Annotated in this window: 11 protein-coding genes; 9 read left to right on the top strand and 2 right to left on the bottom strand. The window is 64.7% G+C overall.

The genetic code is table 11. The features are described 5' to 3' along the window. A partial coding sequence (ptsP, locus tag VA602_RS14135; protein ID WP_323453511.1) for a phosphoenolpyruvate--protein phosphotransferase occupies positions 1-1,645 on the top strand: 1,645 nt, incomplete at its 5' end. A gap of 47 nt (positions 1,646-1,692) precedes the next feature. On the opposite strand, the gene VA602_RS14130 is transcribed toward ptsP, so the two are convergent. Continuing rightward, positions 1,693-2,442, bottom strand: a complete 750-nt coding sequence (locus VA602_RS14130; protein ID WP_323453510.1) for an NRDE family protein — start codon at positions 2,440-2,442, stop codon at positions 1,693-1,695. A gap of 130 nt (positions 2,443-2,572) precedes the next feature. On the opposite strand from VA602_RS14130, the gene VA602_RS14125 reads away from it, so the two are divergent. Genes VA602_RS14125 through VA602_RS14115 form a run of 3 tightly spaced genes read left to right on the top strand, consistent with a single transcriptional unit; the run spans position 2,573 to position 5,197 of the window. Next, a complete protein-coding gene (locus VA602_RS14125; RefSeq protein ID WP_063541683.1) occupies positions 2,573-3,355 on the top strand; it encodes a sulfite exporter TauE/SafE family protein in 783 nt (260 codons plus the stop codon). A 10-nt stretch (positions 3,356-3,365) separates the two neighbouring features. Continuing rightward, positions 3,366-4,175 carry a prolipoprotein diacylglyceryl transferase gene (gene lgt, locus VA602_RS14120; RefSeq protein WP_054891132.1) on the top strand — a complete coding sequence of 270 codons (810 nt, stop codon included), beginning with the start codon at positions 3,366-3,368 and terminating at the stop codon, positions 4,173-4,175. 50 nt (positions 4,176-4,225) lie between these two features. Continuing rightward, on the top strand, positions 4,226-5,197 hold the full coding sequence (locus VA602_RS14115; RefSeq protein ID WP_063541681.1) for a thymidylate synthase: 972 nt from the start codon (positions 4,226-4,228) through the stop codon (positions 5,195-5,197). A gap of 83 nt (positions 5,198-5,280) precedes the next feature. Here VA602_RS14115 and cadR read toward each other — a convergent pair whose 3' ends face one another. After that, positions 5,281-5,724 carry a cadmium resistance transcriptional regulator CadR gene (gene cadR, locus VA602_RS14110; RefSeq protein WP_054891134.1) on the bottom strand — a complete coding sequence of 148 codons (444 nt, stop codon included), beginning with the start codon at positions 5,722-5,724 and terminating at the stop codon, positions 5,281-5,283. A gap of 97 nt (positions 5,725-5,821) precedes the next feature. On the opposite strand from cadR, the gene VA602_RS14105 reads away from it, so the two are divergent. The 5 genes from VA602_RS14105 to VA602_RS14085 all read left to right on the top strand — a co-directional run bounded on the left by VA602_RS14105 (position 5,822) and on the right by VA602_RS14085 (position 12,976). Then, positions 5,822-8,092: a heavy metal translocating P-type ATPase gene (locus tag VA602_RS14105; protein ID WP_323453509.1), complete on the top strand. Its 2,271-nt coding sequence runs from the start codon at positions 5,822-5,824 to the stop codon at positions 8,090-8,092. Positions 8,093-8,101: 9 nt separating this feature from the next. Next, positions 8,102-8,971 carry a LysR family transcriptional regulator gene (locus VA602_RS14100; protein WP_054891136.1) on the top strand — a complete coding sequence of 290 codons (870 nt, stop codon included), beginning with the start codon at positions 8,102-8,104 and terminating at the stop codon, positions 8,969-8,971. A 167-nt stretch (positions 8,972-9,138) separates the two neighbouring features. Then, positions 9,139-10,197 (top strand): putative 2-aminoethylphosphonate ABC transporter ATP-binding protein, encoded by a 1,059-nt coding sequence (locus VA602_RS14095; protein WP_323453508.1) that lies wholly within the window; start codon positions 9,139-9,141, stop codon positions 10,195-10,197. 1 nt (position 10,198) lies between these two features. Continuing rightward, positions 10,199-11,923 carry a putative 2-aminoethylphosphonate ABC transporter permease subunit gene (locus VA602_RS14090; RefSeq protein ID WP_323453507.1) on the top strand — a complete coding sequence of 575 codons (1,725 nt, stop codon included), beginning with the start codon at positions 10,199-10,201 and terminating at the stop codon, positions 11,921-11,923. Between the two features lie 30 nt (positions 11,924-11,953). Further along, positions 11,954-12,976, top strand: a complete 1,023-nt coding sequence (locus VA602_RS14085) for a putative 2-aminoethylphosphonate ABC transporter substrate-binding protein (RefSeq protein WP_125931169.1) — start codon at positions 11,954-11,956, stop codon at positions 12,974-12,976. Positions 12,977-13,052 lie beyond the last annotated feature (76 nt).

Below are 13,052 nucleotides of genomic sequence, written 5' to 3'. Positions count from 1 at the left end.
AGACATCGACGGCGAACTCAAGCTCTTCAACAACGCCCTCGAAGGGGTGCGCGCCGACATGCGCAAGCTGTCGGCGAAGCTTGCGACCCAGTTGCGTCCCGAAGAGCGTGCGCTGTTCGATGTGTACCTGATGATGCTCGAGGATGCCGCCCTGGGTGGCGAAGTGGCCGAGGTCATCAAGACCGGCCAGTGGGCCCAGGGCGCGCTGCGCCAGGTGGTCGGCGAGCACGTCAGCCGCTTCGAGCTGATGGATGACGATTACCTGCGCGAGCGCGCCTCGGACGTCAAGGACCTCGGTCGCCGCCTGCTGGCCTACCTGCAGGAGGCCCGCTCGCAGACGCTGGTCTACCCCGACAACACCATTCTGGTCAGCGAGGAGCTGACTCCGGCGATGCTCGGCGAAGTGCCGGAAGGCAAGCTGGTCGGCCTGGTGTCGGTATTGGGCTCGGGCAACTCCCACGTGGCGATCCTGGCGCGAGCCATGGGTATCCCGACGGTGATGGGTCTGGTCGACCTGCCGTATTCGAAGGTCGATGGCATCGAGATGATTCTCGACGGCTACAAGGGCGAGGCCTATACCAACCCCAGCGATGTACTGCGCAAGCAGTACAGCGACGTGGTCGAGGAAGAGCGCCAGTTGGCCCAGGGGCTCGATGCCCTGCGCGAGCTGCCGTGCGTCACCCCCGATGGCCACCGCATGCCGCTGTGGGTCAACACCGGTCTGCTCGCTGACGTTGCCCGGGCCCAGCAGCGTGGCGCCGAAGGCGTGGGCCTGTACCGCACCGAAGTGCCGTTCATGATCAACCAGCGCTTCCCCAGCGAAAAGGAACAGCTGGCGATCTACCGCGAGCAGTTGGCGGCCTTCCATCCGCTGCCGGTGACCATGCGCACGCTGGATATCGGCGGCGACAAGGCGCTGTCCTACTTCCCGATCAAGGAAGAAAACCCCTTCCTCGGCTGGCGCGGTATTCGCGTCACCCTCGACCACCCGGAAATCTTCCTGGTGCAGACCCGCGCCATGCTCAAGGCCAGCGAGGGGCTGAACAACCTGCGTATCCTGCTGCCGATGATCTCCGGCATCCACGAGCTGGAAGAGGCGTTGCACCTGATCCACCGCGCCTGGGGCGAAGTGCGTGACGAAGGCACCGACGTGCCGATGCCCCCGGTTGGCGTGATGGTGGAGATTCCGGCGGCCGTTTACCAGACCAAGGAACTCGCGCGTCAGGTCGACTTCCTCTCGGTCGGCTCCAACGACCTCACGCAGTACCTGCTGGCTGTCGATCGCAACAACCCGAGGGTCGCCGATCTGTACGACTACCTTCATCCCGCGGTGCTGCAAGCCTTGCAGACCGTGGTGCGCGACGCCCACGCCGAAGGCAAGCCGGTGAGTATCTGCGGCGAGATGGCCGGTGACCCGGCAGCGGCGATCCTGCTCATGGCCATGGGCTTCGACAGCCTGTCGATGAACGCCACCAACCTGCCGAAGGTGAAGTGGATGCTGCGTCAGATCAACATGAGCAAGGCCCGTGAGCTCCTGACCGAAGCCATGACCCATGACAACCCGCAGGTTATCCACAGCTCGCTGCAACTGGCGCTGAAGAACCTTGGACTGGCGCGGATGATCGGGCCGAACAAGAGCCTTTGATCGTTCACAGGCCTCTTCGCGGACTTGCCCGCGAAGAGGCCTGAAAGTCATACGAGGTTCAGTTCCACTTCCCCCAGATGCCCGCCAAAGGGCCCGAAACTGCGCTCGATCATCCGCCTTCTGCCCTGATCATCCACGATCAGCACGGTACTTGCCCGTGTCCCGTAATTCTGGCTGGCAATGAACACACTCGACAGCAACCGCTCGGTCGCCAACCCTACGCCGGTCTCCGGCAGCTCTGCGTCCTGTGCTGGCGCAGCATCGGCCAGCAGCGCCAGTAGCTGCTGCGGGTCTGCCGATTCGAGCACCTCGCCCAGCGCCGAGCGCGCTTTCAGCAGTTTCGGCCACGGCGTGTCCAGCCCGGCGTTGGATAGCCCGTAAATGCCAGGTGGCAGAAGTCGTGGCGCCGGGTCTCGGGCGTGCAGATAGCCCAACCGCTCGCCATCGCCCACCAGCAGGTTGAACCCCGAGTACTGCGCACTGCGGCTGGCGACATGGTCCAGATACGCTTCCACGCCCAGTTCGCCCTGCAGGAAGGCGGCCACCAGTTCCCCGCGCGAACGCGGCCCGAGCGGCTGGCGAGGGTCGCGGATATTGGTCAGCGCCGCGAAGCGCCCGCCTGGGCCTATGCCCAGCCAGCTGCCACCGGCTTCGAGGTCGCGCCCGGCATGCACGCCCGGGGCATCCTCCCAGGTGGCCAGCGCCTGGGTGGGGCGGGCGTAGAACTCGTCGCGGTTGGCCGCGACGATCAGCGGCAGGGCGTGCCCCGGCCGCCAGGCGAATACGATCAGGCACATGGGTTGGCCTCAGTGTTTTGTGCCACTCTAACCACAGTCTGGTTGCACTGCCATCACCTGACACAGAGTTCACTAGAGGCGCAGCCCCGGCTTCCGTTACCATGCCGGATCGTATTCACAGGGTCTGCGAATGGAATTCGTGCTCTATCTGCTGTTGGGCGCTTGCGCCGGCGTACTGGCCGGGCTCTTTGGCGTGGGCGGCGGCATCATCATCGTGCCGGTGCTGGTGTTCAGCTTCACCCTGCAGGGCTTCGATGCCTCGATCCTCACGCACCTGGCGGTCGGGACTTCGCTGGCGACCATCGTCTTCACCTCGATCAACGCCGTGCTGGAACACCACCGCAAGGGGGCCGTACAGTGGCCGGTGTTCCTGTGGATGACCGTCGGCATCCTCATCGGCGCCGGCATTGGCGCCAAGACCGCCTCGTTGATCCAGGGGCCGATGCTGCAGAAGATCATCGGCGTGTTCGCCCTGCTGGTGTCGCTGCAGATGGCCCTCGACCTCAGGCCCAAGGCCAGCCGTGGCATCCCCGGCAAGCCTGGGCTGATCGCTGCCGGTGGGGTGATCGGCTGGGCCTCGGCGATCTTCGGTATTGGCGGCGGCTCGCTCACGGTACCTTTTCTCACCTGGCGCAGCCTGCCCATGCAGAAGGCCGTGGCCACCTCGTCGGCCTGCGGCTTGCCTATCGCCCTGGCCAGTGCCCTGAGTTTCATGATCCTGGGCTGGAACGAAACTCACCTGCCCGCGCACAGTCTGGGCTATGTCTATCTCCCCGCGCTGGTCGGCATTGCCGTCACCAGCATGTTTTTCGCCCGCTTCGGCGCGCGTCTGGCGCACAAGCTGTCGCCGCGCCTGCTCAAGCGCCTGTTTGCCGCGCTGCTGTTCTGCGTCGGCCTCAGCTTTTTGATCTAGAGGAACCACCATGCTGCCTTACCCGCAGATCGACCCCGTGGCCGTGGCCCTCGGGCCGCTGAAAATCCACTGGTACGGCTTGATGTACCTGATCGGCATCGGCGGTGCCTGGCTGCTCGCCTCGCGCCGGTTGAATCGCTTCGACCCGACCTGGAACCGCGAGAAGCTCTCCGACCTGGTGTTCTGGCTGTCGATGGGCGTGATCGTCGGCGGGCGCTTGGGTTACGTGCTGTTCTACGACCTGCACCAGTATCTGGCCAACCCGACGCTGATCTTCGAAGTGTGGAAAGGCGGCATGTCGTTCCACGGCGGTTTTATCGGCGTGATGCTGGCGGCACTGTGGTTCGGCAAACGCAACAACAAGTCGTTCTTCGAGCTGATGGACTTCGTCGCACCGCTGGTGCCGATCGGCCTGGGTGCCGGGCGTATCGGCAACTTCATCAACGCCGAGCTCTGGGGCAAGCCGACCGACGTGCCATGGGCGATGATCTTCCCGCCGTTCAGCGATCCGGCGCAGTTGCCCCGTCACCCTTCGCAGCTGTACCAGTTCGCACTGGAGGGTGTGGCGCTGTTCCTGATCCTCTGGCTGTTCTCGCGCAAACCACGCCCGACCATGGCGGTTTCCGGCATGTTCGCGCTGTTCTACGGGATCTTCCGCTTCATCGTCGAGTTCGTCCGCGTGCCGGACGCACAGCTGGGTTACCTGGCGTGGGGCTGGCTGACCATGGGTCAGATTCTCTGCATACCGATGATCGTCGCTGGCCTCGCCTTGATCTGGTGGGCTTATAATCGCAAACCCACGGCGACACCCGCCCACTGATAATTCCACGGCAGGGGCGATCCCCCTGCCGTGCTTGCCACAGGTAGGCCATGAAACAGTATCTAGACCTGGTTCGCGATGTCATCGAGAACGGCACGCTGCAGGGCAACCGCACCGGTATCCGCACCATCAGCCTGCCGGGCGCCATGTTGCGCTTCGACCTGCAGAAGGGTTTTCCGGCCATCACCACGCGCAAGCTGGCGTTCAAGTCGGCGATCGGCGAGATGGTCGGTTTCTTGCGCGGCGTGAAGAATGCCGGCGAGTTTCGCGACCTTGGCTGCAAGGTCTGGGACCAGAACGCCAACGAGAACGCCCAATGGCTGGCCAACCCCTTCCGCCAGGGCCATGACGACCTCGGCGAGATCTACGGTGTGCAATGGCGCCAGTGGCCAGGCTACAAGCGCATCCCGCTGAGCAACCCGGCCGCCATTGAAATGGCGGAAAAAGCCGGTTTCCGCCAGATCGCCAAGGACGAGGAAGCCGGCCAGGCATTCGTCATCCTCTACAAGGCCATCGACCAGGTGCGCCAGTGCCTGGACACCATCGCCAACGACCCGGGCAGCCGACGCATCCTGTTCCACGGCTGGAATTGCGCCCAGCTCGACGAGATGGCGCTGCCGCCCTGCCACCTGCTGTACCAGTTCCACCCCAATGTCGAGACGAAGGAAATCTCCCTCACGCTCTACATTCGCTCCAACGATCTGGGCCTGGGCACGCCGTTCAACCTCACCGAAGGTGCAGCACTGCTGTCGCTGTTCGGGCGCCTGACCGGCTATACACCGCGCTGGTTCACCTACTTCATCGGCGATGCCCATGTGTACGAGAACCATCTGGACATGCTCAACGAGCAGCTCAAGCGCGAGCCGCTGGAGGCGCCGAAGCTGGTGATCAGCGACCGTGTGCCGGCGTTTGCCGAGACCGGTGTGTATGAGCCTGAGTGGCTGGAAAAGATCGAGCCGAGTGATTTCTGGCTGGAAGGGTATGAGCATCATGCGCCGATGACGGCGCCGATGGCGGTCTGACTCAGAACCGCGTCGTTCTTTTCGCGGGCAAGTTGGAGCGCCGAACCGACGCTCCGACTTGCCCGCGAAGGTCTTTACCGGCCTCAATGCCCGTGGCTACGCCCCACATGCGAATGCTCGGTCTCCGGCACCGACACCGCGCCATTGACCTCCAACTGCTGCAAAATCGCGCACTCATCCCCCTGCGCATTGCACTGCCTGCGTAACTCCACCAGCTGCGTCTGCAGCGCCATCAAGCCGTCGATCCTCGCCTGTACATGCTCGATATGCTCGTCGATCAGCGCATTGACGCTGCCGCACGCACCCTCGGGGGTGTCGCGCAGGCGCAGCAGGCTGCGGATTTCGTCGAGTGTCATGTCCAGGGTTCGGCAGTTGCGAATGAAGGTCAGACGCTCCACGTGGGCCTGGGTGTACAGGCGGTAGTTGCCATCGGTGCGGGCGGGTTCGGGCAGCAATTGCTCGCGCTCGTAGTAGCGGATGGTTTCCACGGCGCAGTCGGTGGCCTTGGCCAGTTCTCCGATCTTCATGACGAAATCTCCTGGGATCGCTTGACCCTATAGTGGCTACAGGGTGTTCACTTGGCAACAACCCCCGTCAGTGGGCACTCTCCATCAGGGCGAACCTATGAACCAGCCTGTCAGTCACGACCACAAGCACGATCATGATCATGGCCACGATCACGGCCATGATCATGGCGCCAAGTCTTCCTGCCACGACACCCAGGCCCATAGCTGCTGTGCCAGCAAAGCGGCGCCGGCCTTCGTGCAGCTGACCGAAAAGGCCAGTGACCAGGCGCGTCTCAGCCGTTTTCGCATCGAAGCGATGGACTGCCCGACCGAGCAGACCCTGATCCAGGACAAGCTGGGAAAGCTCGCTGGTATCGAGCAGCTGGAATTCAACCTGATCAACCGCATTCTCGGCGTGCGCCACACTCTCGACGGCACCGCGCAGATCGAGCGCGCCATCGACAGCCTTGGCATGAAGGCCGAGCCGCTGGCTGCAGACGATGATGGCAGTGCCAATGCCCCTGCCGCCCACAAGACCCGGTGGTGGCCATTGGCGTTGTCGGGTCTTGCGGCGATTGGCGCCGAAATCGTGCACTTCTCCGCGCTGGCGCCGGAGTGGGTGGTGGCCCTGCTGGCACTGGCCGCCATCCTCGGCTGCGGTCTGGGCACCTACAAGAAGGGCTGGATTGCGCTCAAGAACCGTAACCTGAACATCAACGCACTGATGAGCATCGCCGTGACCGGTGCCGTGCTGATCGGCCAGTGGCCGGAAGCGGCTATGGTCATGGTGCTGTTCACCATCGCCGAACTGATCGAGGCGCGTTCGCTGGACCGGGCGCGCAACGCCATCAGCGGCCTGATGCAGCTGACGCCAGACATGGCCACCGTGCAGCAGGCGGATGGCCAGTGGCGCGAGGTCGAGGTGCGCGAGGTGGCCATCGGTGCGCGAGTGCGGGTGCGCCCGGGCGAGCGCATCGGCCTGGACGGCGAGGTCGTCAGTGGGCAATCCAGCGTCGATCAGGCACCGATCACCGGCGAAAGCCTGCCTGTGGAGAAGGCGCTGGGCGACAAGCTCTTCGCAGGCACCATCAACCAGGCCGGTGCGCTTGAATACCGCGTCACCGCCGCAGCCGGCCAATCGACCCTGGCGCGCATCATCAAGGCAGTGGAAGAAGCGCAAGGTGCACGAGCGCCGACCCAGCGCTTCGTCGACCAGTTCTCGCGCATCTACACGCCCGCCGTGTTCGCCGTGGCCCTGGCCGTGGCGATCATCCCGCCGCTGTTCATGGCCGGTGCCTGGTTCGACTGGGTCTACCGCGCCCTGGTGCTGCTGGTGGTGGCCTGCCCATGTGCGCTGGTGATCTCGACCCCGGTGACCATCGTCAGCGGCCTTGCCGCCGCGGCGCGCAAGGGCATCCTGATCAAGGGTGGTGTCTATCTCGAGGGCGGGCGCAAGCTGGACTTCCTGGCCCTGGACAAGACCGGCACCATCACCCACGGCAAGCCGGTACAGACCGATTTCAAGGTGCTCGAGCCGTTGTTCGAAGGTCGTGCCCAGGCGCTGGCTGCAAGCCTCGGCGAGCGTTCCGACCACCCGGTATCGCGTGCCATCGCCCAACATGCCCGGGAGCAGGGCATTGCTCTCGCAGAGGTGACGGAGTTCGCCGCACTGGCGGGGCGTGGAGTGCGCGGCGAGATCGACGGCCAGGCCTATCACCTGGGCAACCACCGTCTGGTCGAGGAGCTGGGCCTGTGCTCGCCGGAACTTGAGGCCGAGCTCGACCTGCTCGAGCGCCAGGGCAAGACCGTGGTGTTGCTGCTCGATCGCTCCGGCCCGCTGGCGCTGTTCGCCGTGGCCGATACCGTGAAGGACAGCAGTCGCCAGGCCATCGCCGAGCTGCATGAGCTGGGGATCAAGACCGTCATGCTGACCGGCGACAACCCGCACACCGCCCAGGCCATCGCCGCTCAGGTGGGTATCGATCGTGCCGAGGGCAACCTGCTGCCTGCCGACAAGCTCAAGACCATCGAAGATCTTTACGCTCAAGGCCACCGCGTGGGCATGGTCGGTGACGGCATCAACGACGCGCCGGCCCTGGCCCGCGCCGAGATTGGCTTCGCCATGGCGGCGGCCGGCACCGATACTGCCATCGAAACTGCCGATGTGGCGCTGATGGACGACGACTTGCGCAAAATCCCGGCGTTCGTCAGGCTGTCGCGCCAGAGCGCTGCGATTCTCATCCAGAACATTGTCCTGGCACTGGGGGTCAAGGCGATATTCCTGGCCATCACCTTTGCCGGCATGGCCACCCTGTGGATGGCGGTGTTCGCCGACATGGGCGTGAGTCTGCTGGTGGTGTTCAACGGCTTGCGCCTGTTGCGCAAATAACGAGGTGCCATGCTCGGTTCGGAGCTCAAAGCCTTCTACATGGTGGCCCGCCTGGGCAGCATCACGCTGGCGGCGAAGAAGCTTGGGCTCAGCCAGCCCACGGTGACCACGCAGATCCGCAACCTGGAGAGCCAGTACGCGGTCGAGCTGTTCTATCGGGGCGGCCGACGCCTGGTGCTGAGCGAGGAGGGCGCCAGGCTCTTGCCGCGGGTCAAGGCCTTGTTGCAGCAGGAAGCGGACATCGAGTTCGAACTGCGCAACAGTGGCCAGGCTCAGGGCAGCCTGCGTGTCGCCGCTACCGCGCCGTATTACATTCTCGACCTGGTGAAGGTGTTCCGTGAACGCCTGCCTCAGGTCGAGGTGGCGGTGGAGATCGGCAACTCGCAACAGGTGCTGGAGATGCTCGAGGAGTACCGGGTGGATATCGCCGGCTCGTCGCAGTTGGTCGAGGATGCGCGCCTGGTGCGCCGGGTGCTGGGCAGCGATCCGCTGGTCGTGGCTGTGCACCGTAGCCATCCCCTGGCGCAGCGTCAGGCGGTGGGCATCGAAGCCCTCTGCGGGCATTGCCTGTTGATGCGCGAGCCGGGTTCGACCACGCGCAAGCTGACCGAGCAGATGATGCAGGAGGCCGGGGTGAAGGCTGGTGCGCTGCTGGAAATCGGCAGCCGCGAGTCGATCCGCGAAGCGGTGCTGCGCAATATCGGCATCAGTGTCATTGCCCGCCATGAAGTGCCGCTGACCCCGGAGCTGCGGGTGCTGGCGCTGGAGGGTGCGCCGCTGATGCACGAGTACCTGTATTGCCTGAAGGAGCGGCGCCAGGCGCGCTTGCCGGCGGCGTTTCTCGGGGTGGCGCAGGAAGTGGCGGGGGCTCGGTTCTAGATTTCCTGTGGCTTGCCCACGAAACAGACACCGCGGCGCCATGTCCGTGTTCCCAGGCTCTCAACCAAAATCCGCCAATGCCACTATCACCCACTTTGCCCTGATCGCCACAGAACCTTCGCACAGCCTTCCTAGCATGGCCCTCATCTCTTCGATGAGGCCCAGCCATGAACCACGCAACCCCGGGCGCACACATGAACGTGCGCGGTATCCACAAGCGTTTCGGCGCGTTCACCGCGCTGAACGACGTGTCCCTGGACATCGCCGCCGGCGAGCTGGTCTGCCTGCTCGGCCCCTCCGGCTGCGGCAAGACCACCCTGCTGCGCTGTATCGCCGGCCTCGAACGTCAGGACCGGGGCTCGTTGTACATCGGTGAGCGGGATATCTCCGAGCTGCCGCCCCAGGCCCGTGACTACGGCATCCTGTTCCAGTCCTATGCGCTGTTCCCCAACCTCACCGTCGAGGCCAATATCGCCTATGGCCTGACGGGCGGCAGCCGCGAGCAGTCGCGTCAGCGGGTCGCCGAAATGCTCGAGTTGGTTGGCCTGGCCGGTAGCGAAAAGAAATATCCCAGCCAGCTCTCCGGTGGCCAGCAACAGCGCGTTGCTCTGGCTCGTGCCTTGGCGCCATCGCCATCGGTGCTGTTGCTCGACGAGCCGATGTCGGCGCTGGATGCGCGGGTGCGCGAGCACTTGTGTACCGAGCTGCGCCAACTGCAGCGCAAGCTGGGCATCACCACCTTGATGGTTACCCACAATCAGGACGAGGCCATGCTGATGGCCGACCGCATCGCGGTGATGAACAACGGGCAGGTCGAGCAGTACGCCTCCCCGCAGGCTATCTACGACCGGCCTGCCACACCGTTCGTTGCCGAGTTCGTCGGCCAGGGCAACTGGCTGCCGTTCCAGCGCCATGACGACAGCCACGCCCAGGTGGGCAGCATGAGCATGCGCCTGGCGCCGGGGGCGGTGAGTGCGCGCAGTGGCCGGCTGTTCTGCCGTCCGGAGGCGATCACGGTCAACCCGGTGGTGCACGAGGAGAACCTGTTCCCGGCCAAGGTGCGTGAACTCACTTTTCTCGGCAATCGCTGCCGCATGAGCTTCGAACTCAAGGCCTTGCCGGGGCACGCGTTGCTCGCGGAGCTGGCGCCCGAAGCCATGCCGCGCCTGGGCTCGCAGGATATCTGGGTGGCCCTGCCACCGCAGAGCCTGCAGGTGTTCGCCTGAGATGGCCGCGTCCATGAGCGTATCGGTGAGCGCCGCCAAGGCCGTACCACGCAGTGGCGTCGCACTGGGTGATCGATTGTTCGTCGTCGGCGGCAAGAGCCTGCTGTTGCTCCTGCTGTTGCTGGCCGTGCTGATGCCGCTGCTGGCCATCTTCTGGCGTGGTTTCAGCGGCGAGGCGGGCCAGGGCGGTGGCCTGCAGGCGGCCGCCGAGCTGTTTGCCAGCGACAACTTTCGCTGGCTGCTCGGTAACAGCCTGGCGGTGGCCTTCAGCGTAGCGCTGATCGTCGTGCCACTGGCCTACTTGTTCGCCTATGCCCTGCAACGCACGCTGATTCCGGCCAAGGGCCTATGGCGCGGGATTTCACTGCTGCCGCTACTGGCGCCGTCGATGCTGCCGGCCATTGCGCTGGTCTACCTGTTCGGTAACCAGGGCCTGCTGCGCGGGCTGCTGAGCGACAACATCTACGGGTTCTGGGGGATCGTGCTTGGCGAAGCGATCTACACCTTCCCGCATGCCTTGATGATCCTGCTGTCAGCGCTGTCGCTGGCCGATGCACGGCTGTTCGACGCAGCCTCGAGCATGGGCGCCGGACCATGGCGGGCGTTTCGCAGCATCACCTGGCCGGCCACGCGCCAGGCGGTATTCGCCGCGTTCTGCCTGGTGTTCACCCTGACCATTACTGACTTTGGCGTGCCGGTGGTGGTCGGTGGCGACTATCAGGTACTGGCGCTGGAGGCCTACAAGGCGGTGGTCGGCCAGCAGCAGTTCGGCCGTGGCGCCCTGATCGGCATGGTCCTGCTGGTGCCGGCGCTGCTCAGCTTCAGCGTCGATGCCTGGCTGCGCCGCCGCCAGGGCGAGGCGATGAGCGGGCGCGCGCAGGTATTCGAGCCCCAGCCTTCGCGTCGTCGCGATGCCTGCTTCCTGGCCATCGTGGTGCTGGTCTGCGCGGCGCTGCTGGGGGTGATCGGCATGGCGGTGTATTCGTCGCTGGTGACCTTCTGGCCCTATAACCTGACGCTTTCATTCAAGCACTACCTCTTCGACGAGACCGCTGGTGGCGGTTGGCTGGCCTACCGCAACAGCGTGACCATGGCCCTGTGCTGCGCCGTGATCGGCAGCGTGGTGATCTTCACCGGCACCTACCTGATGGAGAAAACCCAAGGCCAGCGCCTGCTCAACCAAGCCTTGCGCCTGCTCAGCTTCGTGCCGATGGCGGTGCCAGGCCTCGTCCTGGGCCTGGGCTACGTGTTCTTCTTCAACCTCGCCGGTAACCCGCTGCATGTCTTCTACGGCAGCATGGCGCTGCTGGTGGTATGCACCATCGCCCACTACCTGACCACCGCCCAGATGACCGCAAGCACTGCGCTGCGCCAGCTCGATGGTGAGTTCGAGGCGGCTGCGCTGTCGCTCAAGGCGCCGCTGCACCGGCATTACCTGCGCGTCACCGTACCGATCTGCCTGCCCGCACTGCTGGATATCGTGCGCTACCTGTTCGTTTCCGGGATGACCACGGTGTCGGCGGCGATCTTCCTCTACAGCCCCGACACGATCCTGGCCGCCGTCGCCGTGCTGAACATGGACGATGCCGGCAACGTGGGCGGTGCTGCGGCGATGTCCACCCTGATCCTGCTCACCAGTGCCACGGCCTCGCTGCTGCTGGCCGGGGCTTCACGCGGCCTGTTGCGCCGCTCCCAGGCCTGGCGCCAGCGCGCGCCCAAACCCTGATTCGACTGTCCACCTCAAAGGAGCTGCTTCATGTTCAAGCCACTTGCCCTTGTTGCTGCCGTATCTGCCGTGTTCAGCCTGCAGGTCTCGGCGGCCGACACCCAGCTGACCGTCTACACCGCCCTGGAAGCCGAGCAGCTCAAGAGCTACAAGCAGGCCTTCGAGAAGGCCAACCCGGATATCGAGATCAAATGGGTGCGTGACTCCACCGGCATCATCACCGCCAAGCTGCTGGCCGAGAAGGATCGCCCGCAGGCTGACGCGGTGTGGGGCCTGGCGGCTTCGAGCCTGGCCATTCTCGATCAGAACGGCATGCTTGATGCCTACGCGCCGAAAGACCTGGGCAAGATCGCACCCAATTACCGCGACGCGGCCAACCCGCCAGCCTGGGTGGGGATGGACGTGTGGGCCGCGACGATCTGCTTCAACACCATCGAGGCCGAGAAGCAGGGCCTGAGCAAGCCCGTGAGTTGGCAGGACCTGACCAAGCCTGAGTACAAGGGCAAGATCGTCATGCCCAACCCGGCCTCCTCCGGCACCGGCTTCCTCGATGTCAGCGCCTGGCTGCAGACGTTCGGCGAACCGCAGGGCTGGGCCTACATGGATGCCCTGCACCAGAACATCGGCCAGTACGTTCATTCCGGCTCCAAGCCCTGCAAGTTGGCGGCGGCGGGCGAGTTCCCGATCGGCATCTCGTTCGAGTACCCGGCCGTACAGCTCAAGCGCCAGGGCGCGCCGCTGGACATCGTGCTGCCCAAGGAAGGGCTGGGCTGGGAAATCGAGGCCACCGCGGTGATCAAGGGCACGCCTAAGGCCGATGCCGCGCGACGCCTGGCCGATTTCTCGGCGAGCCCTGCGGCCATGGAGCTGTACAAGGAGAACTTCGCCGTACTCGCCGCGCCTGGGATTGCCAAGCCGCAGACAGAGCTGCCTGCCGACTACGAGCAACGCCTGATCAAGAACGACTTTGCCTGGGCGTCGAAGCACCGCGACCAGATCCTGGCCGAGTGGCGCAAGCGCTACGACGGCAAGTCGGAGAAGGCGGCGCAGTAAGTCGAACGACATTCAGCAGGTCTATCCTCACCACGCCAGGACCCTACCGCCATGCCGACTCCAGCCCAGATCATCG

The organism is Pseudomonas machongensis (assembly GCF_034961125.1).
Lineage (GTDB): Bacteria > Pseudomonadota > Gammaproteobacteria > Pseudomonadales > Pseudomonadaceae > Aquipseudomonas > Aquipseudomonas machongensis.
This window is presented reverse-complemented; position numbering and strand designations above follow the sequence as displayed.